At 67.1% G+C, this 24,499-nt stretch carries 20 protein-coding genes; 8 read left to right on the top strand and 12 right to left on the bottom strand.

Annotation, left to right across the window (positions count from 1 at the left end):
• Positions 1-232: 232 nt before the first annotated feature.
• Together ACFMQL_RS10365 and ACFMQL_RS10360 are read right to left on the bottom strand one after the other, a co-directional pair.
• Entirely contained in the window at positions 233-520 is a 288-nt protein-coding gene (locus ACFMQL_RS10365; RefSeq protein WP_364068148.1) for a hypothetical protein, read from the bottom strand.
• Positions 521-1,394: 874 nt separating this feature from the next.
• A complete protein-coding gene (locus ACFMQL_RS10360; protein ID WP_364068146.1) occupies positions 1,395-1,892 on the bottom strand; it encodes a very short patch repair endonuclease in 498 nt (165 codons plus the stop codon).
• Between the two features lie 256 nt (positions 1,893-2,148).
• On the opposite strand from ACFMQL_RS10360, the gene ACFMQL_RS10355 reads away from it, so the two are divergent.
• Positions 2,149-3,438, top strand: coding sequence for a DNA cytosine methyltransferase (locus ACFMQL_RS10355; RefSeq protein ID WP_378790149.1), 1,290 nt, complete (start codon positions 2,149-2,151; stop codon positions 3,436-3,438).
• 202 nt (positions 3,439-3,640) lie between these two features.
• On the opposite strand, the gene ACFMQL_RS10350 is transcribed toward ACFMQL_RS10355, so the two are convergent.
• From ACFMQL_RS10350 to ACFMQL_RS10335, 4 genes are all read right to left on the bottom strand, one after another.
• The gene (locus ACFMQL_RS10350; protein WP_364068142.1) at positions 3,641-4,564 is read right to left on the bottom strand and encodes a NaeI family type II restriction endonuclease; all 924 of its coding nucleotides are present in this window, start codon (positions 4,562-4,564) and stop codon (positions 3,641-3,643) included.
• Positions 4,565-4,704: 140 nt separating this feature from the next.
• A complete protein-coding gene (locus tag ACFMQL_RS10345; RefSeq protein ID WP_364068140.1) occupies positions 4,705-6,525 on the bottom strand; it encodes a DEAD/DEAH box helicase in 1,821 nt (606 codons plus the stop codon).
• Positions 6,522-7,937: a transcriptional regulator gene (locus ACFMQL_RS10340; RefSeq protein ID WP_364068139.1), complete on the bottom strand. Its 1,416-nt coding sequence runs from the start codon at positions 7,935-7,937 to the stop codon at positions 6,522-6,524. The genes ACFMQL_RS10345 and ACFMQL_RS10340 overlap by 4 nt, the downstream gene beginning before the upstream one ends.
• A gap of 79 nt (positions 7,938-8,016) precedes the next feature.
• Positions 8,017-8,703, bottom strand: coding sequence for a hypothetical protein (locus tag ACFMQL_RS10335; RefSeq protein ID WP_364068138.1), 687 nt, complete (start codon positions 8,701-8,703; stop codon positions 8,017-8,019).
• Positions 8,704-9,071: 368 nt separating this feature from the next.
• Between ACFMQL_RS10335 and ACFMQL_RS10330 the strand changes: the two genes are divergently transcribed.
• Positions 9,072-9,626, top strand: coding sequence for a hypothetical protein (locus ACFMQL_RS10330; RefSeq protein WP_364068137.1), 555 nt, complete (start codon positions 9,072-9,074; stop codon positions 9,624-9,626).
• A 99-nt stretch (positions 9,627-9,725) separates the two neighbouring features.
• Here the strand turns inward: ACFMQL_RS10330 and ACFMQL_RS10325 are convergent, their stop codons facing one another.
• The 4 genes from ACFMQL_RS10325 to ACFMQL_RS10310 all read right to left on the bottom strand — a co-directional run bounded on the left by ACFMQL_RS10325 (position 9,726) and on the right by ACFMQL_RS10310 (position 13,658).
• Positions 9,726-10,163: a hypothetical protein gene (locus ACFMQL_RS10325; protein WP_378785429.1), complete on the bottom strand. Its 438-nt coding sequence runs from the start codon at positions 10,161-10,163 to the stop codon at positions 9,726-9,728.
• A gap of 101 nt (positions 10,164-10,264) precedes the next feature.
• Positions 10,265-12,334 (bottom strand): DUF6571 family protein, encoded by a 2,070-nt coding sequence (locus tag ACFMQL_RS10320; RefSeq protein WP_364068135.1) that lies wholly within the window; start codon positions 12,332-12,334, stop codon positions 10,265-10,267.
• Positions 12,331-12,564, bottom strand: coding sequence for a hypothetical protein (locus tag ACFMQL_RS10315; protein WP_364068134.1), 234 nt, complete (start codon positions 12,562-12,564; stop codon positions 12,331-12,333). Before ACFMQL_RS10315 ends, ACFMQL_RS10320 begins: the two co-directional genes overlap by 4 nt.
• Before the next feature lie 398 nt (positions 12,565-12,962).
• Positions 12,963-13,658 carry an FCD domain-containing protein gene (locus ACFMQL_RS10310; RefSeq protein ID WP_364068133.1) on the bottom strand — a complete coding sequence of 232 codons (696 nt, stop codon included), beginning with the start codon at positions 13,656-13,658 and terminating at the stop codon, positions 12,963-12,965.
• Positions 13,659-13,710: 52 nt separating this feature from the next.
• On the opposite strand from ACFMQL_RS10310, the gene ACFMQL_RS10305 reads away from it, so the two are divergent.
• From ACFMQL_RS10305 to ACFMQL_RS10290, 4 genes are all read left to right on the top strand, one after another.
• The gene (locus ACFMQL_RS10305; RefSeq protein ID WP_364068132.1) at positions 13,711-14,574 is read left to right on the top strand and encodes a dioxygenase; all 864 of its coding nucleotides are present in this window, start codon (positions 13,711-13,713) and stop codon (positions 14,572-14,574) included.
• Positions 14,571-15,428 carry a fumarylacetoacetate hydrolase family protein gene (locus ACFMQL_RS10300; protein WP_378785427.1) on the top strand — a complete coding sequence of 286 codons (858 nt, stop codon included), beginning with the start codon at positions 14,571-14,573 and terminating at the stop codon, positions 15,426-15,428. Before ACFMQL_RS10305 ends, ACFMQL_RS10300 begins: the two co-directional genes overlap by 4 nt.
• A 273-nt stretch (positions 15,429-15,701) precedes the next feature.
• Entirely contained in the window at positions 15,702-17,876 is a 2,175-nt protein-coding gene (locus tag ACFMQL_RS10295) for an ABC transporter ATP-binding protein (protein WP_378785425.1), read from the top strand.
• Complete coding sequence (locus ACFMQL_RS10290) at positions 17,876-19,717, top strand: ABC transporter ATP-binding protein (RefSeq protein ID WP_378785423.1); 1,842 nt, start codon at positions 17,876-17,878, stop codon at positions 19,715-19,717. Before ACFMQL_RS10295 ends, ACFMQL_RS10290 begins: the two co-directional genes overlap by 1 nt.
• Positions 19,718-20,227: 510 nt before the next feature.
• Here the strand turns inward: ACFMQL_RS10290 and ACFMQL_RS10285 are convergent.
• Complete coding sequence (locus ACFMQL_RS10285; RefSeq protein ID WP_378785422.1) at positions 20,228-21,685, bottom strand: serine hydrolase domain-containing protein; 1,458 nt, start codon at positions 21,683-21,685, stop codon at positions 20,228-20,230.
• Positions 21,686-21,748: 63 nt separating this feature from the next.
• Here ACFMQL_RS10285 and ACFMQL_RS10280 point away from each other — a divergent pair, with 63 nt between their 5' ends.
• Positions 21,749-22,471 (top strand): Clp protease N-terminal domain-containing protein, encoded by a 723-nt coding sequence (locus ACFMQL_RS10280; protein ID WP_378785420.1) that lies wholly within the window; start codon positions 21,749-21,751, stop codon positions 22,469-22,471.
• A 314-nt stretch (positions 22,472-22,785) separates the two neighbouring features.
• Positions 22,786-23,940: a serine hydrolase domain-containing protein gene (locus ACFMQL_RS10275; RefSeq protein WP_378785419.1), complete on the top strand. Its 1,155-nt coding sequence runs from the start codon at positions 22,786-22,788 to the stop codon at positions 23,938-23,940.
• A 23-nt stretch (positions 23,941-23,963) separates the two neighbouring features.
• On the opposite strand, the gene ACFMQL_RS10270 is transcribed toward ACFMQL_RS10275, so the two are convergent.
• Entirely contained in the window at positions 23,964-24,434 is a 471-nt protein-coding gene (locus ACFMQL_RS10270) for a PPOX class F420-dependent oxidoreductase (RefSeq protein ID WP_364068125.1), read from the bottom strand.
• Between the last annotated feature and the right edge of the window lie 65 nt (positions 24,435-24,499).

Raw genomic sequence — 24,499 nt, 5'->3', positions numbered from 1 at the left:
TCGGCGGCGGGAACGACGTACTGGGCCGCGTCTTCGTACCAGAACTCAGCCTCACCCACGACCTCGCCCTGACCAGGGGTTAGTGAGACCGCACCGGGAACGTCCACCTCAGCCCCGAGCAGCAGCGGCCGCCCCTGCTCATCGGTCCCGATACGAGCCATGAGCGACCGAGTCGGGAGCGGCATCGGCTGCCTCAGCCCAGGAACCCGCAACGCCACCCTCGCCCGCACCGTCATCGGAAAACCCTCACCAGCCTGACCAGCCGCACCAGCCCGTTCCGCAGGAAGTATGCGGGCCCTTCCCCGGCCGCCGCGATGGACTCCGCCTTCGCCAGGTGCCGCGCGTCGATCTCCGCCTGCGTGACCACGTACGTCCCCCATCCTCGCTCCCCGGCGAGCCGCTTGAAACTCTCCGCCTGCTCCCGCGTCGGAAAGAAGTACTTGCCCTCAAGCCCCTGAATGACGGTGTAGGCCCCCTTCTCCTCGACCGACTTCAGCTCCGCCTCAGTACGGCCCTCCATAACGTCACCACCCCGGCCGCTTCAAGCGCCGGCAGCTCAGGCCCCGGCAGTTGCCCGCTCACGACAAGGAACTGCCGGCACGACGCCCCGAGGTCATCCCCTTCCCGAGCCCCGACGACGATGCAGATCTGGCCGCTGTAGGGACCGTTCACCCGTTCGTGACCCGCTGACAAGGCGGAACCTCCATCGTCCCCGTCACCGGCACCGTCTCAGGCGGAACGGTCGGATCGATGTAGGGAGGAAAGGTCACCCGCTGGTAGGCGGTGAACGAAACGTGGCTCCGGACCCAGCACTCGATCCGGAACCGCGCCACCGACGAGGTCTCCTCAAGCCGCCGGCTCCCCAGCAACCCGGTCAGCGTGATCCGCCCACCTGCAGAGGCCGCCACCACCTTCGGCCCCCCGATCCCGCAGGCTGTCGGCGGAAATCTGCGCATGCGCCCGCTCGGTATACGCCTCGTAGATGAGCGGCATAGCCGGGCGAGGCCCATCGGCCGCCCCGGAGTCAACGGCATACGCCACCCCACCGACCAGCGCCACGAGCACCGCCGCGATCAGCCCGAGCTTCCGCATCACACCCACGCCCCTCCGCCGACGTCACCAGCGCGTACGGGAGGAGCGGGAAGACAGGTTCGATTACCTGCGTATCCGGCATAACTGGGACTCACCTGCCACGAACGCACAGGCACGCCGGCGATCGTGAGGGAGCTGGCCACGGATGCGAAGGACGGGTCGCCGGAACTGTTGCCGGGGTGCACAAACGTGTACTAGAGGACCGCTCTCAGGGGGTTAGGTGTCCCCTGAGGCTCCGCAGAAGATCGGAAATTCTTTACCTTTGGTGCGGTGCCAATTGTCCGGTTCCGATTGCGGGATTGTCAGCCAGGCGCGCTAGTCTCGCTCGTATGTTCGGCATCTGGCTGCACGGCGGCCACTACCGTCTCAACGGCCGTGGCCAGTGCTTCGTGCTCCCAAAGCCGGATCACCCGCCAGCCGGCTGCTTCGAGGGCGGCGTTGACGCGCTGATCGCGTTCCATGTTCCGGCGCAACTTTGGCGCCCAGTACCACTCGTTCGTCGTGGGCTGGCGACCGTGCTCCGGGCAGACGTGCCAGAAGCAGCCGTCGACGAAGACCGCGACCTTCTTGGCCGTGAAGACGATGTCAGGGCGGACCTTGACCTCGCCCAGATCAAGGCGGAGGTCCTTTCTGTAGCGCAAGCCACGGCGGTGCAGCGCACTCCGCAGGGCAACCTCGGGTTTGGTGTTAGATCGCCGATTGGCCTGCATGTTGCGCGACCGACCCTCGTTGAGCGGCGCAGGATAGGTCCTCCGCTCATGAGCCCGTTGCCGGGCTTGGGCTCTCTTGCTCTCGCTCACACTCGTCCCAACGGGCGTACAGCCAACAGTGCTCTCCGCGAAGATACAGTTGACCGCTTGTCCCTTGCCTCCTCTGGGCTACGAAAGGGGTCCTTGTGACCAGAAAGCACTCTCACGTCCTCGAGACCCTGGCGAAAGCTGATGATCAGCCAGTAAGCCCGGGAAGTGCCAGCTCAGAGCGGGATCAAGCTGCGATGTCCGATGCCGCCAGCACCTTGGCGGGGACGCCTGAGGGCTCACTCAGAGTTGTGGAAATCTGTGCCGGCGCTGGGGGCAGTCCCTCGGGCTGGAACGGGCAGGTTTCCGGCATGCCCTGGCGATTGAGCTCGACCCGCAAGCAGCAAAGACACTCCGGCATAACCTCGTCAAAGTTTTTCACTATGACAAGAAGGAGGCTGAGGAAACCGTCAGGATTGGCGACGTGGCTGACCCCTCCGTGTGGAAGCCAAAGGAATACGAGGGCGTGGATTTGCTAGCTGGAGGCGTGCCATGCCCGCCCTTCAGCATCGCGGGCAAGCAGCTTGGAGCCACTGACGAGCGCGATCTGTTTGCGTGGGCGGTGGAACTGTGTGGCCAGATGAAGCCGAAGGCGCTCCTGCTAGAGAACGTCAAAGGTCTGGCTGGCACCAGGTTCACCGCTTATCGCCAGCGTGTCCTAGACCGGCTGAAGGAGCATGGCTATGTCGCCCAGTGGAAGCTCCTGCAGGCAAACGACTACGGCGTCTCGCAGCTCCGCCCCCGGTTCGTGCTGGTCGCTTTGCGGCCCGAATACGCAGAGTACTTTGACTGGCCTGAGAAGAATACCGAAAAGCCGCCTACGGTGGGCGAGCTGCTCAGGGACCTCATGGCCCGCGGAGACTGGTCGCCCGAGAGGCTCGAAGAGTGGGTTCGAGGGGCGAACGACATCGCTCCCACCATCGTGGGAGGGTCAAAGAAGCATGGTGGAGCAGACCTCGGCCCCAGTAGAGCCAAGGCCGCGTGGGAAGCGATGGGAGTGGATGGGAAGGGCGTGGCCGACGTCCCGCCTGGGCCCAATAATCCACGGGTGAAGGGCGCCAAGCATCCGATGCTGACCGTCGAAATGGTGGCTCGCATTCAGGGATGGTACGGCGAGGAATTCGCCGCTTGGGAGTTTCTTGGCGGGAAGACGTCTAAGTACCGGCAGATCGGCAATGCCTTTCCCCCGCCTGTAGCAAAGGCGCTAGGCGTAGCTATCAGAAAAGCGCTGCTCAAGGAAGGCCCGCGCCGCACCTTGGTGGAAGACACCGATACGCCGACCGATCCGGTCTACAAGATCCTGGTCAAGAACAGTCGGCCGCTAACTGTCGAGCAGATCGTGCAGAAGCTTGCGGATGATGGCAAGCCGATGGAGCTGCCTGAGGTCGAACGCCATCTCAACCATCTCAGTCACGACTTCGAGCTGCTGGAAGTTCCCCGATCGAATGGTGACGTGGCGTACAAGCTCGGTGAGTTCAAGGCGTTCCTCGGGCAGGAAGACCATCGACGGCACGAGTTGTTCAATAAGTATCGGTCGAAGATCAGCTGATACTGCTAGGTTCGCCATCCATCTAAGCCGCAGTTGCGGGTATCCGGCACTCGGCGTGGCTTCAGTGGAAGATGCGTAGCGGGGAGAAGCAGCCTCTCGAAGGAGGCCCGGCTTCTCCCCGTCGGCTGAAGCTGATCTGGTGCTTATCGCCTTTTTGCCTAAGCCGATGCTGACGCCGTCGGTAGGCGCGTGGCAGCGTGTCTCATCTGCCTAGCGGGCCGATGTCGGGTAGCTCGGGTGCCATTTCTGGAGGATCATCTGGCAAGGCTGCCACCCATTCTTCGCCGTTCAGCGTGATGGACGGCAGCCCAGCATGGTGTGCACGCTTACGCGCCAGCCGAATGCTCATCGACTCTCCGGGGCCAAGGGTAGGGAGGCCAAGAGCCTTGGCTGCCTCAACGTGATTACGGTACTGCCCGAAAATCACGATGCCTTCCGGACGTAGTGCTGAACGAGCCCCGCCATTGCCGCGTACCCGCTTCATGTAGTCCTCCTGCATCGCCACCGTTGCAACTACCGTGCGGCTTATGCGTCTGCCCTGGACACGCCGGAAAAGTTCATTGATTCTCTTCTGCCCGCTCGTGGAGCGGAAGATGGCGTCGATGTCGTCGTCGGGCAAGGAGAGGAGGATGTTCTCCTGAAGCGGTTCGTCCTTGAACAGCCAGCGAATAGCCTGTCGGCCGGTATGATTTAAGGTGCGCTTGACGTCCCTGTTTCTCCCAGGGTTGAGGTTTTCCTCGCTGGCTCGGACCAGACCAGCGCTCCAGCGCCCCTTCTTGTCGTTGGCCCAGAGCCCCAGGATGAGTTGGTCAACAGCCTCGGGGGGAATCATCCAGCTCGCTATGTTCTGTGCATATTTGCAATCAACTTCATGTCCCGCGATGGAGTAGTCGAGAACATGTCCATCAGCGAATCCGAACTCGCGTTGCAGGTTGATCTCAATCAGCGTTCCGCAGTGCGTCTTTTCCGTTTTATGGAGTTGCTCCCATCGGAAGCGGCCGGTGTGCTGGCCGTCAAGAAGCATGTCGAAGGTGCGGCGGACTACCTTTCCTAGCCGTGGTCCAAGTTCATCCAGCATCATGAGATGTGAGAAGACTTCTTCCAGTGCGGGATCGTAATCGTCCATCGCCGCTTCCTGTCTCTGCGTAGAACCCGATCATTTGCGCCCCTTATCATGCCTCCCCGATGGGTCATCTGCACTAGGTTTCCGGCCTGTATGGGCATCCCCTTGATCGCTCGCGTGTTTGTGGTGCTCCGCTCTGCAGATCAGCCCAAATGTCGCAGGAGCTCCCGAATGTCTCCGGCATCCAGCCCATAGCTATCGGCAGGTGCCTCCTCGAGGTCGGCTAGCTGGCGCACATCCGGATCGTCCAGGATGCTTCCTAGGAACTCCATTTTTGTCTTGAGGCGTAGCTGGACCACTTCATCGATAGTTCCTTCCGCGGCGAGTACGGTGACCCGGGTTTCTGCGTCGGGTGCGAGACCTAAGCGGTGTATTCGATCCAAGCTCTGGAGGAATCGGCCGGCCATGAAATCACGGTCAATGTAGATCGCGTCATGGCAGACTTGATGGAGACTGATTCCTTCCCCAAGGGTCGCAGGATTTGAGATCAGCACCATACAGTCTGCATCTTCGCGGAACCGCCGTATCTGCTCGTCTCGATCTATTGTTCCGCCATGAACAACGGCGGGATGGTGAGGAGCGAGCAGGTGTGCCAAAGTAGTAATGTTACGTACGAAGTTTGTCCATACAATCGTCTTGCGGCCCAGTGTTGCGTTGGCAGCAATCAGGTGAATTGTTTCCTGATACTTAGGTGATAGTTCATAGCTGGGCAGGTTGCGCAGCAGGTCGTAGAGCGAGTCATCAGGGTTGATCTCCAGAGGGGCTGGCCTATACGCGAGTGGCTCATATGGGCTGCCTCCCTCGATGAGAAGAGCCGGGCTTGTGGCCGCCATAATCAGACGCAGCGCAGTACGGCCGAGCGCTTCAATATCATCGCGGGAAGCTTCGGCCCGTGCAGATAAGTTTCCCTTCAGCGCTTCATATATCTCGCGGTGAATGGGTGGGAGCTTGACGTAGCGGATCTTCGGCTCGAACGGAGGGAGGCCTAGTTCGCTCTTGGTGGTGCGGGTGAAGAGCGGCCTCAGTACGGTACTGGCGTAGGCCAGATCGCCACCACGTACGGCATCGGATACCACGCGTTTGCCCCGTCCAGGCCAGACAAACGACAGCAGATTCTCCAGATCTCGAGCCCCGTTTGGGGCAGGGGTGCCCGTAAGGATGAGCCGCCGCGCGGCAGAAGGCCCAAGCGTCAGGCATGCTGATCCGTAGGTTCCGCTGGCGCCAAGCTTCATGCGGTGAGCCTCGTCGAGCACCAGCATCGAAGGTGCGCTGGTCAGCCACGACACGAGCCCGGGGACAGCCCGGGATAGCCGCTCGTAGTTGACGAGCATTATCTCGGCGTCATAGTCCGGCGCCCGGCCCATCACTGCCGCGCGTGGCGGTGTGCGGAAGCACACCTGGCTTTCTGACAGCCAAGCCTCGTAGGCGGACTTTGGCCCGACAACGAGGAGCCGCCTGACCAGGCCCTGCTCGCGGATAGCAGAGTAGACGGCTAGGGTCACCCGGGTCTTGCCGGCACCAGGCACGCTGAAGTTCGCACCGTGACTGAGTGACAGCAGATGGGCTGCATCACGCAGCTGGAAGTCGGTGAGATCACCAATCCAGTTCTCGCCAAGCATCTTCAGTACGTCACCTGGCGCGATCGTTCTCCCGGGGAGGTCAGCTTCGCCGCTGAGCGTGCGCTCGGCCTGTTCGGCGTCATCGAGGACGCTGTTGACGAGCTGGAGAAGCGCCTCATCCCACTCAACATCATCGTGATGCCAGTTGCCGAGCTCGATGAGGCGGTCGAGGAAGTCGTCAAGATCGAACTCTCCCACCAGCGGCGCACGCTGCCCCCCTGGCGCGATGCGGGCAGCCAGATCCGCGAAATCCTGCTCGTACCCCGGCCTGCTGCGGAGAACCACGCGTGTCTTCGAGACATCGAGCGAAATCCGCAGAGACGGCTCTGAATGTGGCGCGGTCACTGGTCTCTCCCTACAGCTTTCTGCAGCCAGGTGAGCCCGTCGCCTGGCAGGGTAATGCTCTTGCTGGCCTCTTTGGCGACGCGCTCCAAGATGGAGCGCAGCTGCAGCAGGGCGTCGTCAAAGGCGCCTTCATCCAGGCTTCCGTTGCCGCGGGCCAGGACGAGGTCGGTGACGCACTGCTCTAGGTCTTTACATGCGTCAGTCACGCGGTCAGGGGCGGCGAGGCGCTTCTTGCGGAGCCGGAAGTCCCTGCCTGCGAACTCCAGCGCCTCATTGAAAACGTCTTTTGCGCGCCTGAACTGCTCGGTTGCTGTACTCCGCTCCTCCTCGGTGGCGGTGGACCCAGGAGCCTTGACAGCCTTGACTCGCAGGAGAGAGTCGGTAAGAGCCTTTGCGGCCGTGACCCTGACTCCGGCCGCTTGGACAGTACGGCCGAGGCCAGGAATCGCGACAGCCGCAGCCTCGGGCTCGGGATCTGGCATAAGATCGGCGGGAAGCCGCTGATTCAGGAAGCGCTCATAGAAATCAGGCTGGATGAACCGGACGTCTGTTTTGGCGAACTCGAGCACGATAGCGGCGAAGCGCCCCTCCTTTATCAGATCTGCGCGTTCTTGGTTACGCGCGGCCTCAGCTTTGTACGCCCGATAAAGCTCGAAGAGTCGTTCTTTCGCGTCTTCGAAGTCCATCAGCCGCAGCGACGTGGTGCCTGTGGCGCTGCGGTCGATAAGGTCCCTCAACTGAGCGAGAATCCACAAGTCACGGTCACAGGCCGGCGTGGTGGTGTGGAAGTTCCGGGCGATCTCCGGTAGTGGCTTACCAAGTTTTACCTGCTCTTCCAGGGCGAGCAGATGATTGATGTAGGAGTACTCCCGGCGCCTGTCCGGGCGCAGCTGGAGTGAAAGCTCAACGGCGTGTATGTCGTCCCATGTACAGCTTGCGGGCAGGACGCCTACTCGCATGCTGGGCCGTCCTATCTCCTTGAGAGCGGCCCGTCGTGTGTTGCCGTTGACCAAGATGCCATCACGGGTGATGAGGCCAGGTTCGTTCTGGCCGTACTCGCGCAGGCTTTCCATGAGATCCTCGAAGGCCTTGTCGGTCACGGAAGGATCCGCCGGCAACGCCTTCAGCAAGAAGTGCAGATAGTCCTGGCTCTCGGGGCTCCACGGATCGTCGGTCAGGGCTTGGTCCCTTATCGGGTCGAAGGCACGCTGGGCACGGATACGGTGGGTGCCAGGGTTATACCGCAGTGCCTCAACCGGCATGTCGATGACTTCGACGTGCGTGAGCTTGCCACGCCACTCGACCGTCAGAGTCTCCGGGACTCCGCTGCCATTCCGCAGTTCCTTGAGCCGCTGTTCTACGAGTTCGCGGTTGCTAGCAGCCTCGCGAGGCTGGCCAAAGTCGATCGACATGGTTGAGTTCCTTCCAGGAGTAAGTCAGCAGGGGATCGGAGGGGGCGGTGGCCGGCTGTGCTCGGCGCCGGCCTTCCGCTCAGGGCTGCAGGAGCATGCTGCGGAATTGGTTGCGTGCGGGCGTCGGCAAGGTGCGGTAGAGGCCCCACAGCTTCTCGACATCGTTGAAGCTGCGGGAGTCCTGCTCAATCCAGGCGGACAGCATCTTGCGCTCATAGGCTGACAGCCGCTCCAGCGCCGCTGTGAGAGTCCGCAGGTCGCTGACAACATCGCGTCCCCCCACACGGCACCGGTTGCACTCCGTGACGAGCTGCACTTCCTTGTCGCCGCTGGGTAGCGTGACCTGCCGGCGTGCGATATCGAGCTGTGAAGTGGTTCCGTAGCCGTCGGAATACGCTTCGCCGATGCCGATACCGCACGATCGGCATAGATAGTTGTCCTCCATGAGAACGGTACGGCGCTGTGACGCGCTTATAGCCTCCGCGGCCTTCCGGTTAGCGACGCCCGGTTCCCATACGGGAAGCCCCTGGCGAACGAACCTGTGCTCCCAGGACTCCAGAGTCGAATCCTCCCGGTTTGTGTCGATCTGCCACTCGTAGTCCCGTAGCTCCCTCATGCGGCGGTCGATTTGACTGACTCCGTCGAACGCTGCGCGCAGCTGTTCTTTGGTGAAGATGCTTCCTGGTCCGACTTCCTGTATGAGCCACAGCGCTACCCGCTTCATGGTGCCGAGCTTCTTGTCCGTCCAGGACGGCATCGCCAACATTCGTCTGTTCCTCTCATGGGAGATAAGCGACAGAGAGACCCGCTGCGTTGTCTGTTAGCGAAGCGGATCCAGGCACCTCAGGGAAGTCTTTTCTGTCCCGGTGTGTCCCGCGTGGTGTCCCGCTGTGTCTCGCTGATCCGGCAAAGGCGTAATTTGTCACAGGCGTCCGTCAAGATGGCTCCAGAACCGGAGGGGATACCAAGGAGCTGACCATGCCTCCTCGTGCGCGAAGGAAGCCTCTTCCAGCATCTCTCTCGCCTGCCCGGCGTGAACTCGCTGAGGCGGTGCGAACGCTTTTAGATGATGCGGGCGGGTCGTTACGAAGCGTTGCAAACCAGATACATAGTTCTCGCTCCGCTCTCGGTCGCTTGGCCGCGGGACAGGTGGGATATCCCGACAAAAAGACGGTCCTCAACCTCCTTCGCCTCGCGGCCCGCAAAAATCCGGCCGTGACTATGACGGAAGAAGAGCTGGAACGCCTGGTGCAGCAAGTGTGGGATGAGGATCCGCATGTTGCCAGGCCGGCTGGTGCACTTGCCGATGGCGGCACGACGACCGCCGGTCCCGGTACTCCACACGTTGCGCCGGTCCTGGTGGGAGGAGGGGACCGGCGCAACTGCTTGACGGCATACGTCCGGTGGCCGATCGAAGAGCTCGCCAAGCATGTGGACAACGCTCGCTATGAGCACGCCATGGGCATGCTCGACTATGCCGGCGGGAGGGCACCTGCGAAGGAGGCTGCTGACGCAATACAGGCCTGCCGCGACTGGGGACTGGCGGAGGCTGTGGATACCCTGCTCAGGATGGTCGGACGCCGGCCTGGCACGCAAGTCCTCGCGGTGGTGGGTCACCTGATGGACGTCGGCAACATCGCGGACGCTCGCGCTCTTCTGCGAATCACTGGCGACCTCCAGGAGGTGTGAACCCGTCGGCGTACCCACCCGGCGCCTGGGCCGATCGGCAGGTGACACGGAGGCGGCGCCAAGAATCTGGGCCGGCCGCGAAGTTGTCAGGCGCCCAAGTTATCCGGACTCCTTAAACAAGATCGGCTTGAGCTGCCGGACGAGTTCGATGGCGTCCGCCCGGTGGTCTCTGCCCGGTGCGCCCGGGGTGATCCAGATGGAGAGGCGGCGCCGGGCGTCGGGGGTCCAGGCGTAGGCGTACGTCTTCATGCCGTCCTCGCCTTCGATCTGTGCCGTGAAGCCAGGGCCGAGGTCGGCTGGCAGGTCTTGGCCGCGGTCGTGCTGCTTGGTGCCCTCCAGCTCTTCCACGGTGAGCGCGGACGGGTTGTCGAAGGTGATCGACAGCGCCGCCCCGATCGCGTCTCCTCCCTCTTTTCTGACGATGCAGCGGTCGAAGGGCTCTCCGGGGCGGCTGCCCGTGGCGCGGAACTCGTCCAGGCCCGTGATGCGGGCGATGACCTGCCTTGAGATCAGACCGCACTCCTGCGGTCCGGCCATCACATCGCCCAGAGGGCGGGTGTCGGGGGGTGGAGGCGACGGCGAACAAGCCGCGCTTACGAGTGCTCCCGCGATGAGCAGCGCAGGGAGGGAGACCTTTCTCATCCGCCTTGTCCTCCGGCGTCGTTGGCCTGGTTGAAGCCCTCGGTGACAGCGTTGGAAGGGTTGCGGAACACGGCTCCTGTGTCAGGGCTGGTGATCCATTCCGTGTACGCCTCACGCTGCTTGGCGGTCATCTTGCTCCACGGGATGATCTTGTCGCCGTCCATGAAGTCGCCCTCCGAGCCGCGCGGGTAGTTCACCGACGCGTGCGGGTGGGTCCTCGCCGGCACCTCTCCGTCGCCGAAGAGCCCGTGCCGCATCATCGCGTCGGCCGTGAGGTCCATGAACATGTCCACGGTCTGACCCGTCGTCGTGGCGGCCTCGCTGCGCGCCGCCGCTCCTGCCCCGGCGGTGAACTGGTCTGCCACCTGGGATTTGGCTCTGTCGAAGAGCCATCCGGCGATCTTCCCTTGAGGACCGGGGGCCAGGTCCGCCACGCTGGTGACCGCTTCTTTGAAGGCGTTGAACATTTTGTCGTGTTGGTCTGCGCTTTCGATCTTGGCGATGTTGCCCGCATCCGTGATCACAAAGAGGGTGCGGCTGAGCCGTTCGATGGCCTGGCTGAAAACCGCGCCGTCCGCGCCGTTCATCCGCTCTTCCAGGATCTTCTGACGCTGCGCGGCGATCTCGGCGGCGGTCGCGTTCGGGTGTGCCTTGTGCCATTTCTCGAAATCGGCGCGATTCTGCTCAGCGAGCCTTGCGGCGCGCTCGTCCAGCACTTCGATGCTGTACTGGCCGTGGCCCGTCACGACGGTCTTGAGCACGTCAGTGTCCGCGAAGGCCCACTTCATGACGCCGCTGATACCGTCACGATCGAAGACGGCACCGTACGGCTGTGTGCCGGCCAGCATTGTGTCGGGGTCGCGCGTGATCACCCCCGGCTTGTGAGCCACCCGATCCACAGAAGCGCGGTGTAAGTCGCTCATGTACGCGCTGATGATGTTCCCCACGTTCTGCCGGGTGTGGGGGAGGTTGTTCTGCACCTGCGGGTTGCCCCAGAAGTGCATCGCCCATGAGGCGATCAGCGCCGACTTGTATCCGCGTGACTGCTCCGGCGGCTGGTCGTGGTCGCGGAAGGTCCTGGTGGCGGCTTCGAGGGCGTTGCCGAGGTCGGTGTCGGTGTACTCGTGCCAGGGGCGTTCGCGCATCAGGTAGTCGAGGGGCTTGCGTTTCGGGTCGGTGAAGAAGTCTTGGGCGGCCCGGGAATTGTTGGCGAGCGCGGCGGCGACGGCGGCCATCGGATCCTTATAGGCGGCCGGGAGATCGTTGGCCGGTTGGGTGGTGGGCGTGAAGTTAAGCCAGTACGGGGACTGCCGGGGCTGCTTGCGCTCGTAGTCGTAGACCTTGGTGGCGATCTCGAGGAGGAAGGCGTCGTCGTAGGTGCCGCTGCGCAGGAGCTTGTTCAGCGCGAACGCGGTCTCCGGGATGTCGAGGTGTTTCAGCAGCTCATCGACGTACCCCTTGGGCAGCTTCATGCCGCCGGCCCCACGTGATGCGGTGCCGAGGATGGTGCCGAGCGCGGCCGACAGCTTGTCCAGCTGGGCCATGACCTCCGGGTCGGCGCCGGCCGGGGTGGTCTGGCCGCGGTAGAGCTTCGCGATGAGGCTCTTCAGCTCGTGCGGCGGCATCTGGGTGGCGAACGCCACGGCGAAGTACGGGTCCTCCTGGTGCTTTTGCAGCTCGGCGAGCGTCTTGGCGTCGATCGTGCCCTTCTTCAATCCAGTACGCAGCGCGTCCGCGAGGCGCTTGGCCGTGGCGGCGCCGGCGGCGGGCGTGTCGGACAGCCACTTGGATTCGTCGGCCCAGAGCGCTTTCGAGGTGTCGAGCGCGACCTTCTGCGCGGCCAGCATGAGGTCGAGCCGCCGCTGCAGGTCGGGCACCTTGCCGGCGATCTGCCGGCCGATGTCGCGGGCTGTGCCGGGGCCGTACAGCTGGAGCTGCACCGTGGCGAGACTTCTGTCCACCTGGGCGCCCATGTCGGGGATGGTGGTGCTGAGCCGCTTCATCAGGTTGATGAGCTGCGTCATCAGCGCCGGGTCGATGCCGAGCGGCACGGGCTGCGGGCTCATCGGCCGGCACCGTCCGGGCGGAGCGTGTCGAGCATGGCAAGGGCGCGGTCGAACATGCCCTTCAGCGCTCGATCCCAGCCCTGGGCCTCGCTTACCAGCGCGTCGGCGGCGGGGCCTTTCATCGCGCCGGAGTTGATGAGGTGGATCACCCCGCGGACGTCGCCACCGTGTTGATCCCGCAATTGCTCGATCTGCCGGCGCACGGCGTCGATCTGCTCCTGCGTCGCCATTCCGCGTCCCCTGAGGCTGCCGACAACTGGGTGACGCGAACAGCGTAACCAGCGGTGACGCGCTGCAGCGGGCGTTCGTTGCGCCGTACAACCGAGAAGGCATGGAAACGCGAATACGGTTCGTCGCTATTGCGCATTTGAGTGTGTGTCAGTGGCGGCTTCGCGACGTTCTCATGCGGCACGACGGCGGCCCGGCGATGTGCCGCGACACGATTTTCAGGATGGCGGCCACGCCCAAGCCGGTGACTGATGCGGTGCGGTGGTGTTCGACGGCCGTCAGGTGGTCGGTGGCCGGCCCAGCGCGGTGGTGCTCGCCTGCTGTCAGGCGGTCAAGTGGCCGGTGCCTTGGTCGAGGGCTTTCAGGTGGTCGCGAGCGGGGCTGACGCCTGGGTCGACTCCTAGGTGGTCAGCGGGCGAGCGCCGCGGTGGCGTTCCACCGCGGTGGCGGTGCGCGCGAGGTCGCCCGCCGCGATGGCCTCGACCAGCTCGGCGTGCACCTCGACGCGATGCCGCAGGTACTCGTCCTGGTCGGCGCTGCCGTCGGGGTCGGCGCGTTCCGACAGGTCGGACACGCAGCGGGTCATGGCCAGGTAGACCGCTTTGGCCAGGTGGTTGGGGGTGATCTCGGCGATCCGCTCGTGGAGCGCCCAGTTGGCGCGCATGAAGCGGTCGCGGTCGGCGGTCGATCGCTTGAGCGCGGTGAGGAGTCTGCGCAGGTCGGTGATGTCCTGGCGGGTGCGGTGGCGGGCCGCGTCGGCGGCGATCAGGGGCTCCAGAGATTCGCGTACGGCGATCGCGTCGGCCACCGTGGCCGGCATCGAGCGTACGGTGAGCAGCGTGTGCCGCAGCCGCACGATCGGGTTGGGCGCGGCCACGAACAGGCCGCCGTTGCGGCCGGGCCTGATCTCGACCGTGCCGCGGTCGCTGAGCAGGCGGGCCGCCTCGCTGATGGTCGCGCGGCCGTAACCCGACATGTCACGGAACTCGTCCATCGTGCCGATCAGGTCGCCAGGCCCGAGACCGCGCTCGGCGATCAGCGCTTCGATGTCGGCGGCCAGGGACTCGGCGCGGGTCGGAGGCGTACCAGAAAACACCCGAACCATTCTGGTCTTTCGAGCGCGGCGGCGCTACGCTCCGGTCAAGCCTTTGGAGGACTATGTGACCCCGCTGCTGCGACAGGTCCTGAGCCAGATCGACGGGCCCGACCCCCGGATCAACGAGGTGGTCTCCGCGCTCGTCCGTCACCTGCACGCCTTCGTCGAGGAGGTGCGGCCCACGGAAGGCGAGTGGAACGCAGGGCTCGACTTCCTCATCGAGACCGGCCGCATGTGCACCGCGCACCGCAACGAGTTCATCCTGCTGTCCGACATGCTGGGCCTGACCAGCGCGGTGGACGCGGTCAATAACGAGGGCCCCGAGGGCATGACGCCATCGTCGGTGGAGGGCCCGTTCCACTCGCCCGCCCCGGAGCGGCAGCCGGGCGCGTGGATCAGCAACGGGCCCGAGCGGGAGCGCGGCGTGCCGACCGTGGTGCACGGGCGGGTGCTCGACTGCGACGGCATGCCGCTGCCCGGCGCGGTGGTGGACGTCTGGCAGGCCAACGACACCGGCCTGTACGACACCCAGGACGACAGGCAGGACCTGGGCAACCTGCGCGGCCTGTTCACCACCGACGTGGAGGGGCGCTACTGGTTCCGTACGATCCGGCCGAGCAGCTACCCCGTGCCCACCGACGGCACCGCGGGACGGCTGCTGGACGCCATCGGACGCCACCCCATGCGTCCCGCGCACTTCCACTACCGGGTCACCGCCACCGGATACCGGCCGCTGACCACGCACGTGTTCCTGGCCGGCGACCCCTACCTGGGCTCCGACGCCGCGTACGCGGTGAAGGACGAGCTGATCCGCGAGCCGGTGCCGCGTACGGAGGGATGGGGGATGGACGGGCCGTACGAGGAGATCGAGTTCGACCTCAAGCTGGTGCCGCTCGACTGGAAGGAGGAGCGGTGAAGCTGGTCGGTGTCCGTGTGCGCGGGGACGACGTCGTACGGGTGGCGCGGCTCGACGGCGAGACGGTGACGCTGCTCGCCGAGGTGAACGAGTTCTGGGCGGACGCGCGGCGGCTGGTCGCCGAGGTGGCCGGCATCCGCGGCGGGCTGCGGCTGGCCGACGAGCACGCCACGCTGTCCACCGAGGCGGTGGAGTTCGTGCCGCCGGTGCCGCCGTCCGCGCGGGTGATCTGCGTGGGGCTCAACTACCGGGCGCACGCCGCGGAGGGGGCGTTCGAGGTGCCGGAGCATCCGACGCTGTTCGGGCGGTGGACGGCGTCGCTGAGCGTGGGCGGGGCTCCGGTGGCGGTCCCGGCCGGCGAGGACGGGCTGGACTGGGAGGGCGAGGTGGCCGCGTACGTCGCCGAACCGCTGCGCTACGCCGACCCCGACACCGCGCTGAAGGCCGTGCTCGGCTACTCCACCTTCAACGACCTCACCGCCCGCCGCGCCCAGAAGCTCACCAGCCAGTGGACGCTCGGCAAGAACGCCGACCGCAGCGGCCCACTCGGGCCGATCGTCACCGCCGATGAGGTGGGCGACCTGCGTGACGGGCTGCGGGTGCGTACCAGGGTGAACGGGACGCTCGTCCAGTACGGCAACACGCGCGACATGATCTTCGGCGTGGGCGAGGTGTTGTCGCTGATCAGCCGTACGCTCACGCTCAATCCCGGCGACGTGATCGCCACCGGCACTCCGGAAGGGGTCGGTTACGTGCGCAACCCGCCGTGGTTGCTGCGGCCCGGCGACGTGGTGGAGGTGGAGATCGACCGCCTCGGCGTGCTGCGCACCCCTGTGACGGGCGGCCTTACGTAGGAAGCCTGCGCATCCTGTGAGTGGCGGCCTTACGTAAGAAGCCTGCGCATCCTGTGAGAGGTGGCCTTGCGCAAGCCTGCGGACCTCCGTGGCGGACGGACATCCGTAAGCCTGGCGCACCCGTGACGCGGGGCCCTACATGAGCCTGGGGTGTGCGGTCCCCTGCCATAACTTCTGGTGACGGGCGCGGCGGACCGGCGGCCAGAAATTGTCGGTTCTCGGTGGTACACATCAAGTCCACGCACACCCACCGTCACCGGCCTGGGGGAGGCCATGTCCGTCACCACGCCCGCCACCACGACGAACTCCGAGTTCGACGTCTCCGGGCCGCGCTACGACCAGCGCGGGCCGGTGCGCTGGCTCTGGTCCCACCTGCGCCGGCATCCGGTCCAGCTCGTCGGGTTCCTCGGCGGCTCCGTCATCATGACGGCACTCAACGCCTCGGTCCCGCAGCTCACCGGGGCCGCGTTCGACGCCGTGCTCGGCACGAGCGGAGACCCGGCAAGGGCGCTGACGCTCATCGTGCTCGTGCTGCTGGTCATCGTGCTCGCGCGCGGCCTGTTCGACCTGATGGCCAGGCTGTCCAGCGAGGTGCTGGCCAAGCGGCTCGAACGCGACGCGCGCGACGAGCTCTACGTGAGCCTGCTCGGCAAGAGCCAGACCTTCCACAACCGGCAACGGGTAGGCGACCTGATGGCCCGCGCCGCCAACGACATCAGGCAGCTGTCCGTCATGATCTCGCCGGGGGTCGATCTGATCGTCGACTCCAGCCTGGCCGGGCTGGTGCCGCTGCTCTTCATCGCCGCCATCGACCCGCGGCTGCTGCTGGTGCCCTGCGCGTTCGCGGTCGTCTTCGTGCTCGCGCTGTGGCACTACATGCGCCAGCTCAACCCGGTCGCCACGCGCATGCGCGAAGAGTTCGGCGACCTCAACGCGGGGCTCAGCCAGGCGGTGCGCGGCATCGAAGTGATCAAGGTGATGGCGCAGGAGGGGCAGGAACGCACGCGGTTCCGCGCCCGCGCGCGCCGCTACCGTGACTCCTTCGTACGCAACGGGCTCGTCCAGGCCCGTTACCTCCCGACGCTGCTGTTCGCCGGCGCGCTCGCCGCCGCCCTGTGGCACGCCATCCACCTCCAGAGCATCGGCGTGATCACGGTCGGCGACCTGGTGGCGTTCATGGGGCTGATGGTCATGCTGGGCTTTCCCACCCAGATGTCGATCTGGACGTTCTCGCTGGTGCAGATCGGCATCGCCTCCGCCGGCCGCATCCTCGGCATCGTCACCGCCGAGACCGAGCTGTGCCAGCCCGCCGACGGCCACGCCGCACGCATCTCCGGCGAGATCGTCTTCGACGATGTCACGTTCGGCTACGACGACGGCGGGGAGCCGGCGCTGCGCGGCATCAGCTTCACCGTCAAGCCCGGCGAGACCGTCGCGATCGTCGGCGAGACCGGGTCGGGCAAGAGCACGCTGACCAAGCTGGTGCCGCGCATCTACGACGTCACGTCGGGGCGCATCCTCATCGACGGCGTCGACGTACGCGCATGGGACCTCGACTCGCTGCGCTCCCAGATCTCCACCATCGAGCAGGACATCGTGCTCTTCTCCCGCTCGGTGGCCGAGAACATCGCCTTCAGCCTCGGCCAGCGCGCCGACCGCGAGGCCGTGATCAGGGCGGCGGAGGACGCGCAGGCCGCCGAGTTCATCGCCGAGCTGGACGACGGCTATGACACGGTGATCGGCGAGCGCGGCGTCACGCTGTCGGGTGGGCAGCGGCAGCGGCTGGCCATCGCGCGGGCGCTGCTCACCGACCCGGCGATCCTCATCCTGGACGACTCCACCAGCGCCATCGACTCGGCCACCGAGGACAAGATCCAGCAGGCCATCGAGCGGGTGTTGGAAGGGCGTACGACGTTGATGATCACTCATCGGCTCTCGCAGATCCGCTGGGCCGACAAGGTCGTGCTGCTGCGCAGGGGCGAGCTGGTCGACTGCGGCACCCACGACGAGCTCATCGCCCGCAGCCCGCTCTACCGCCGCATCTTCGCCCACTACGACGAGGCCGACTACGGCCCGGTGGGCGACGACGACGTCTCAGCGAGTGAAGCGGCCGGAGACGGCACCGCCGGGGCCGGTGCGGCTGAGGATGGCGCGGCCGAGGCCGGGGCCGGCGCGGCTGAGGATGGCGCGGCCGAGGCCGGGGCCGGTGCGGCCGTGGCTGGTGCGGCCGTGGCTGGTGCGGCCGGGGCCGGCGCGGCCGTGGCCGGCGTGGCCGGAGGGCGCGGGGCCGATGGTGGCATGGCCGGGGATGGCCCGTCCGGCGACGCCGCGTCCAAGGATGACGGACCTCCGGAAGACATGTCCAAGGATGACGGACCCCGGGAAGGCGCGTCCGGGTCCGGGGCCGGGACGGCTGTTCTCAGTGGCGAGCAGGGGAGCGTGCGCTGATGGGCTTCATCATGGACGGCCTCGACGCCGAGGACTACGACCGCACCTACAACGACCGCGACCTGCTGCGCCGGATCCTGTCCTACTTCCGGCCCAAGCTCTGGTCGATGGTGCTGGTGGCCGTGATGATCGTGCTGTCGTCCACCAGCCAGGCGTTCGTGCCGCTGCTGACCAGCTACGTCGTCGACGCGATCGCCGACGGCACGATCGGGCGGGTCGGCTGGATGTTCGTCGTCGGGCTGCTGCTGACCGGGGCGCTCGGGTGGGTGTTCAACTTCGTACGCCAATACTTCAGCGCCCGCGTCACCGGCGACGTCGTGCTCAAGCTGCGCGAAGACGCCTTCGACGCGGTGCTCGAGCGCGACATGTCGTTCTACGACGAGACGCCGTCCGGGCGCATCGTCAGCCGGGTGACCTCCGACACCGACGACTTCGCCACCGTCTCCACGCTGACGATGGACCTGATCAGCCAGGTGCTGATGGTCGGGTTCGTCACGTTCCTGCTGTTCCTGCGCAGCGTCGAGCTGGCGCTGCTGACGCTGCTGGTCGCGCCCGTGGTGGTGGGGCTCGCGCTGCTGTTCCGCCGCATCGCGCGGGCCAGCACCCGCCAGGCCCAGCGCTCGCTGAGCCGGGTCAACGCCAACCTCCAGGAGACGATGGGCGGCATCGCCGTCGCGAAGAACTTCCGCCAGGAGCAGCAGGTCTACGACGAGTTCCGGCCGATCAACCAGCAGAGCTACCAGGTGACGCTGCGCCAGGGGTTCGTCTTCTCCGGCATCTTCCCGGTGCTCTTCCTCGTGGCGGGGCTCGCCACCGTCGCGCTCGTCCAGCTCGGCGGCACCGCCGTGCTGAACGAGCGGCTGAGCGCCGGTGACTGGTATCTGTTCCTGCAGGGCGTCGCGCTCTTCTGGATGCCGCTCACCTCGATCGCCGCGTTCTGGTCGCAGTTCCAGCAGGGGCTGTCGGCGTCCGAACGCGTCTTCGCGCTGATCGACGCGCCGCCCCGGGTGGTGCAGACCGACGCGCGGCAGGTCGGGCGGCTGGCCGGGCGCATCGAGTTCGACGGCGTGACCTTCGGCTACGACCCCGCCCATCCCGTACTGCGCGACTTCGATCTGACCATCGAGGCCGGCGAGAGCGTGGCGCTGGTCGGGCACACCGGGGCCGGCAAGTCCACGCTCAGCAAGCTGATCACCCGCTTCTACGAGTTCCAGGACGGCCGGCTGCTGATCGACGGCCACGACATCCGCACCCTCGACCTCGCCTCCTACCGGCGGCAGATCGGCGCGGTGCCGCAGGCGCCGTTCCTGTTCAGCGGCACCGTCGCCGACAACATCCGCTACCCGCGCCCCGACGCGACCGACGACGAGGTGCTCGCCGCCGCCTCGGCCGTGGGCGGCGGCGACTGGATCGACGCGCTGCCCGACGGGCTGCAGACCGACGTCGGCGAGCACGGGCGGGCGCTGTCCATGGGGCAGCGGCAGCTCGTCGCGCTGGCCCGGCTGCTCATCCAGGACCCGGCCATCGTCGTGCTGGACGAGGCCACCGCCAGCGTCGACCCGCTCACCGAGGCGCAGATCCAGGAAGGGCTCGACGTGGTGCTCGCCGGCCGCACCTCCATCGTCATCGCCCACCGGCTGTCCACGATCGAGCACGTCGACCGCATCATCGTGCTCGACCACGGGCGCATCGTGGAGGAGGGCGACCACGCCACGCTGCTCGCCCGCGGCGGCCGCTACTGCCAGGTCTACAACACCTACTTCCGCCACCAGTCGCCGAATTACCGGGCAGGCACGGGCTTCGTCCCGGTGGGCACCGGCGAGACCGCCGGCACCGGTTGAGGGCGGCGGCGCCGGCGGTGGCGCGCGAACACACTCGGGGAGCCGGCGTGGGACGCGGCGTCGGGGTGATGGCTGTGCGGGGACTCACCTCGGGGTCGGCGTTCGCGTGCCGGTGGGCGGGCGAGGCCGGGGGGTCGGTGTGTGGGTGGGTATTCGGGCGGCCGTGTGGTCGCGCCTGAGGGCTGGGTGCTCGGTCGGGCCCGGAAGGCGGTGCGCGAGTGGACGCGGGGGCCGGGGCGGGGCCGAGCCTGGGGCTGGTGCGTGGTCGGCCCCGCCGGCCGGTGTGCGGTCGTGCGCAGGGGCCGGTGCGTGAGCGAGCCCGGGACTCTGTGCGCAGGGCGGCGGGGAGCCGGTGCGCGACTGAGCTCGGTGCCAACGGCATGCGGGTGGGCTCGCGAGCGTCCGTTCGCAGGGTTCGGCCGACGTTCGATTCGACCGAGGTGCACAACGACGGCGCCGCGGTGGAGATGGGGGATCTCCTGAGCGGACTGCTGAGGGCGTCTGCGGTGCTTACGAGGCTGACGTTGTGCGGGCGCGGGCGCCCAGGTTCGGGACGCCTAGTTGGCGTTTGAGCAGCTCTGCCTCGTGGTCTGGGAGTTCGCGGCGGATCGTGAGGGCGTTGTCGAGGAGGGGGTTGGCGGTGAGGCGGACTCGGCGGACGCCTTGGGCGAAGGCGTCCGGGTCCCAGCCGCCCTTGGCCTCGGCGGTGGACGCCATCGCCGAGATCTGCTCGGCGGTGGGCGGGGTGGGGATGCCGAGGCGGGTGGTGAGGCGGTCGCCGACGAGCAGGCCGGCCAGGTAGCTGCGGCCTGAGGCCGGGGAGCGGCGGGGGCGCGGGTCGGTGCCGTGGACCCAGGCGGTGACGATGTCGGCGACGAGGCGGGCGGCGGCGTGGCTCGGACGGTCGGAGAGGCCGAGGTCGCCGAGGTCGTACTGGTTGGTGGAGATCACCAGCACAACGCGGTCTTCGGTCCAGCCGCGCGTGAAGTGGTTCCAGCCCCACAGGTACTCGCCGCCGTGCCCGATGTACGGGTGCTCGCCGCCGTCGAACACGTTGAAGACGAAGCCGACCGACGCCGAAGGGCTGGGCCCCATGCGGGTGCCGCCGGACGCCTGGGCGGTGATCATCTGCCGGGCGGTCTCCTGCGCGAGGACCGCTCCCGAGTCCAGGCGGCCGCCGTTGAGCAGGGCCAGGATGAAGCGGGCGTGGTCGGACGGCGTGCTCAGCGCCGACCCCGCCGGATAGTCGCCGGGGTAGAGCGGCGGCAGCGTGAGCCGGAGACCCGGCAGCGTGGCGTACCCGGTGGAGCGGCGGGCGAGCAGCTCGGCCGGCACGTGGTCGGGGTGCTGCGCCGGCGGGAACACGGTCGAGCCCATCTTCAGCGGCTCGAACACGTGCCGCGCCACCCACTCGGAGAAGCTCACCCCGTCGGGATTGAGCAGCTCCACCAGGTGGCCGACCAGGGCGATGCCGATGTTGCTGTAGGTGTAGCGCTCGCCGGCGGGCGCGGCCCAGAACGGCAGCAGCGTGCCCCCGTACGCGTCCGACCTGGCCTCGGTGAGCACGCGCCGCAGGTGCTCGCCCAGCGGCGGGGGCGGGACGTGGTCCCAGTTGCCCATGTTCGTGCCCAGCCCGCTGCGGTGGGTCAGCAGGTCCCGCAGCGTGATGGAACGTTCCCCGAGCGGGTTGCGCACGTGCTCGTCCAGCGGGTCGTCCAGCCCGATGAGGCCGCGTTCGACGAGTTGCAGGGCGGCGACGGCGGTGTACGCCTTGCAGTCGGAGCCCGTGGGGCCGACCGTGTCGGTGGTCATGGGGCGGCCGCTGGCGACGTCCGCCAGCCCGTACGCCCTGGTCAGCGCCACCTCGGTGCCCACGCCGACGGCGAGGGAGAGTCCGGGTGCGCCGCAGTGGTCGAGGATCTCCGGCGTGAGGACGTCCAGTGCCTCCGCCAGCTTCGCGATGTCCATGCGTCAACGATGTCCTTGACGTTCGCAAAGTGTCAAGGATTACGTTGACAGCATAATGGGAGGGTGCCCGAGCTACCCGACCTCACCGCCCTGCTGTCGATCGTCGAAGAACGCAGCGACAGCGCCGACCCGCTGACCCGCCTCTCCGTCGCCGAGGGCGTGCTGTCGGAGCTGCAGGGCGTCGGCGACCGGCTGCTCGGCTACCTCGTCGAGCTGGCCAGGGCCGAAGGCTGCTCGTGGTCCGACATCGGCGACCACCTCGGCATCAGCCGCCAGGCCGCCCAGCAGCGTTACGGCCGCCGCTGGGCCAGCCTCACCGTGGCCGACCTCGCGCAGACCGGTGCGTTCGACCGCTACACCGGCCGCGCCAAGGAGGCGCTCGAACGCGCTGAGGCGCACGCCCGCCGCACCGGCAGCACCGCCGTCGGCGCCGACCACCTGCTGCTCGGCATCCTCGACGATCAGCAGACGCTGGCCGTACGCGCGATCGCCGCCCAGGGCGCCGACCCCGCCGTGCTCCGCGCCGACCTCGAACGGGAGCTCACCACCGGCCCCGGGTCACCCGACACGCTTCCCATCGGCGCTGACGCCCGCCGCGCCCTCCAGGCCGCGCTGCTGGAGACGGCCGAGCTGCGGCACAACTACGTCGGCACCGAGCACATGCTGCTCGGCCTGCTCCGCGAGAAGTCCGTCGGATTGCTGCGGGAACGCGGGGTCATGCTCGAACCGACGCGGGCCGCCGTACGGGCGGCACTGGAGGCGATCCTGCGCGCCCGGGAGGCGTAGGCGGGAGGACGGGGGCTCAGGTGCGGCGATCCGCCGGTCGGCGGGGCCCGTGATGGCGGGTGCGGACGTCCTCGGCCGGGCGGGCGGGCCGCTGCTCGACCCTTGTGATCAGCGGGCGTTCAGGCGCGGGCGGGTGTACCGCTGCCCTGCACGCGGTGATCAGCGGGATCGTGAAGGGAGGGTGCGCAACTTCTCGACCGGGCGGATAGCCGCCACTCCGCCCGTGGCGGTGCCGGGATGGTACAGGTAGCCCTACCTAGGGTGTCGCGTCTGCGGGATCGATGGCGCCAGGTGCCCGTCAGTAGCTTGGGCGCATGATCACTCGACGCACCCTTCGCTGGACCGGCACCTCCGCCCTCGCCCTCGCCGTCCTGGCCGGCCCCGCCGTGACCGCCGCACACGCCGCCACGGCCACGTACGCCACCAAGACCGCCGACGCCTCGGGCGCCGTCGTGCAGGACCTCCTCGACGACCTGGTCACCAAGGACAAGTTCCCCGCCGCCATCGCCACCGTGCAGGACAGGGACGGCGAGATGACCGACTACACGGCCGGGAAGGGCGAGCCGCCCGCCGACGGGTACGTGCGCATCGGCAGCAACACCAAGACGTTCACGGCGGTGACGATCCTGCAGCTCGTGGGCGAAGGCAAGATCAAGCTGGACGGCCCGGTCGAGAAGTACCTGCCGGGGCTGCTGCGCGGCAAGGGCATCGACGGCCGCCGCATCACCGTACGGCAGCTGCTCCAGCACACCAGCGGCCTGCCCGAGTACACGGACTTCCTGGCCAAGGGCGCGCTGCCGTACCAGCACCGCTACTTCCAGCCGCGTGACCTGCTGGACATGGCGCTGAAGAAGAAGGCGCAGTTCGCGCCGGGCACGAAGTGGTCGTACACGAACACCAACTACATCGTCGCCGGCCTGATCATCGAGAAGGTCACCGGCCGTCCGGCGGCCGAGGAGATCACCAAGCGGACGATCAAGAAGATCGGCCTGACCCACACCTACTTCCCGGGCGTCGGCGAGCAGAAGATCCGCGACCCCCACCCCACCGGTTACCACCGTGACGACCCGGCCAAGCCGATGACCGACGTGTCCGTCTCCGACCCGTCCAGCGCGTGGACCGCCGGCCAGATGATCTCGACGCCGAGCGACCTGAACCGCTTCTTCACCGCGCTGCTCGACGGCAAGCTGCTCAAGCCCGCGCAGCTCAAGCAGATGCGCACCACGGTCAAGGCGCCCCAGCTCGGCCCCGGCGGCCGGTACGGGCTCGGCCTGAGCGCGGTCAAGCTGTCCTGCGGCGGCACGGCGTGGGGTCACGGCGGCGCCATCCCCGGCTACTACACGACGAACGCCGCCACCGAGGACGGCCGCGCCGCCGCCATCGCGGTCACCCACCTGCCGACCACGGTCGAGGGGCAGCAGCACGTCGAGGGCGCCCTGGACAAGGCCCTCTGCGCCCTGAAGGGGTGACGGTCCGCCGCAGCGGGGACCGGTCAGTCGTTCTGGAACAGGCGGGCAGGGAAGCCGCCCGTCGCGATGGGCCCCCACCGCTCGATGGTGATGCGGATCAGCGACTTGTCCTGGCGGCGCATGGCCTCGCGGTATTCGTCCCAGTCGGGGTGCTCGCCCGCGATGCACCGGTAGTACTCGACCAGCGGCTCCAGTGCCTCCGGCATGTCGAGCACTTCGGCCCGTCCGTCGACCTGCACGTACGGGCCGTTCCAGTCGTCGGACAGCACGCAGATCGACACCCGAGGGTCGCGCCGGGCGTTGATGGCCTTGGCGCGGTCGGGGTAGGTGGAGACCACGATCCGGCCGGAGTCGTCCACACCGCATGAGACCGGCGAGAGCTGGGGCCGCCCGTCGGAGCGGGTGGTGGAGAGCAGGCCGTGGTGGCGGGGGCGGAGGAAGTCGAGCAGTTCGGGGAGCTCGACGCGGCGGGCGGTGGCGATGTTGGGTGCCATCTGCGGGTGCCTCTCATGACGCGTGAGGTGGAACACGCCCGATCCTGCCATCAGCGCCGGCACCG

Origin of the sequence: Nonomuraea fastidiosa, assembly GCF_042751225.1 — a bacterium.
GTDB lineage: Bacteria > Actinomycetota > Actinomycetes > Streptosporangiales > Streptosporangiaceae > Nonomuraea > Nonomuraea fastidiosa.
Note: the sequence above shows the minus strand (reverse complement) of the source record. Positions and strands in the feature narration are given on the sequence as shown.

Coding starts and splice junctions, on each gene's coding strand:
- ACFMQL_RS10325 (WP_378785429.1), bottom strand. CDS start 10,163: ATGGCCGGACCGCAGGAGTGCGGTCTGATCTCAAGGCAGGTCATCGCC.
- ACFMQL_RS10270 (WP_364068125.1), bottom strand. CDS start 24,434: ATGGCACCCAACATCGCCACCGCCCGCCGCGTCGAGCTCCCCGAACTG.
- ACFMQL_RS10335 (WP_364068138.1), bottom strand. CDS start 8,703: ATGTTGGCGATGCCGTCCTGGACGGACAAGAAGCTCGGCACCATGAAG.
- ACFMQL_RS10290 (WP_378785423.1), top strand. CDS start 17,876: ATGGGCTTCATCATGGACGGCCTCGACGCCGAGGACTACGACCGCACC.
- ACFMQL_RS10295 (WP_378785425.1), top strand. CDS start 15,702: ATGTCCGTCACCACGCCCGCCACCACGACGAACTCCGAGTTCGACGTC.
- ACFMQL_RS10275 (WP_378785419.1), top strand. CDS start 22,786: ATGATCACTCGACGCACCCTTCGCTGGACCGGCACCTCCGCCCTCGCC.
- ACFMQL_RS10350 (WP_364068142.1), bottom strand. CDS start 4,564: ATGGACGATTACGATCCCGCACTGGAAGAAGTCTTCTCACATCTCATG.
- ACFMQL_RS10315 (WP_364068134.1), bottom strand. CDS start 12,564: ATGGCGACGCAGGAGCAGATCGACGCCGTGCGCCGGCAGATCGAGCAA.
- ACFMQL_RS10340 (WP_364068139.1), bottom strand. CDS start 7,937: ATGTCGATCGACTTTGGCCAGCCTCGCGAGGCTGCTAGCAACCGCGAA.
- ACFMQL_RS10285 (WP_378785422.1), bottom strand. CDS start 21,685: ATGGACATCGCGAAGCTGGCGGAGGCACTGGACGTCCTCACGCCGGAG.
- ACFMQL_RS10320 (WP_364068135.1), bottom strand. CDS start 12,334: ATGAGCCCGCAGCCCGTGCCGCTCGGCATCGACCCGGCGCTGATGACG.
- ACFMQL_RS10365 (WP_364068148.1), bottom strand. CDS start 520: ATGGAGGGCCGTACTGAGGCGGAGCTGAAGTCGGTCGAGGAGAAGGGG.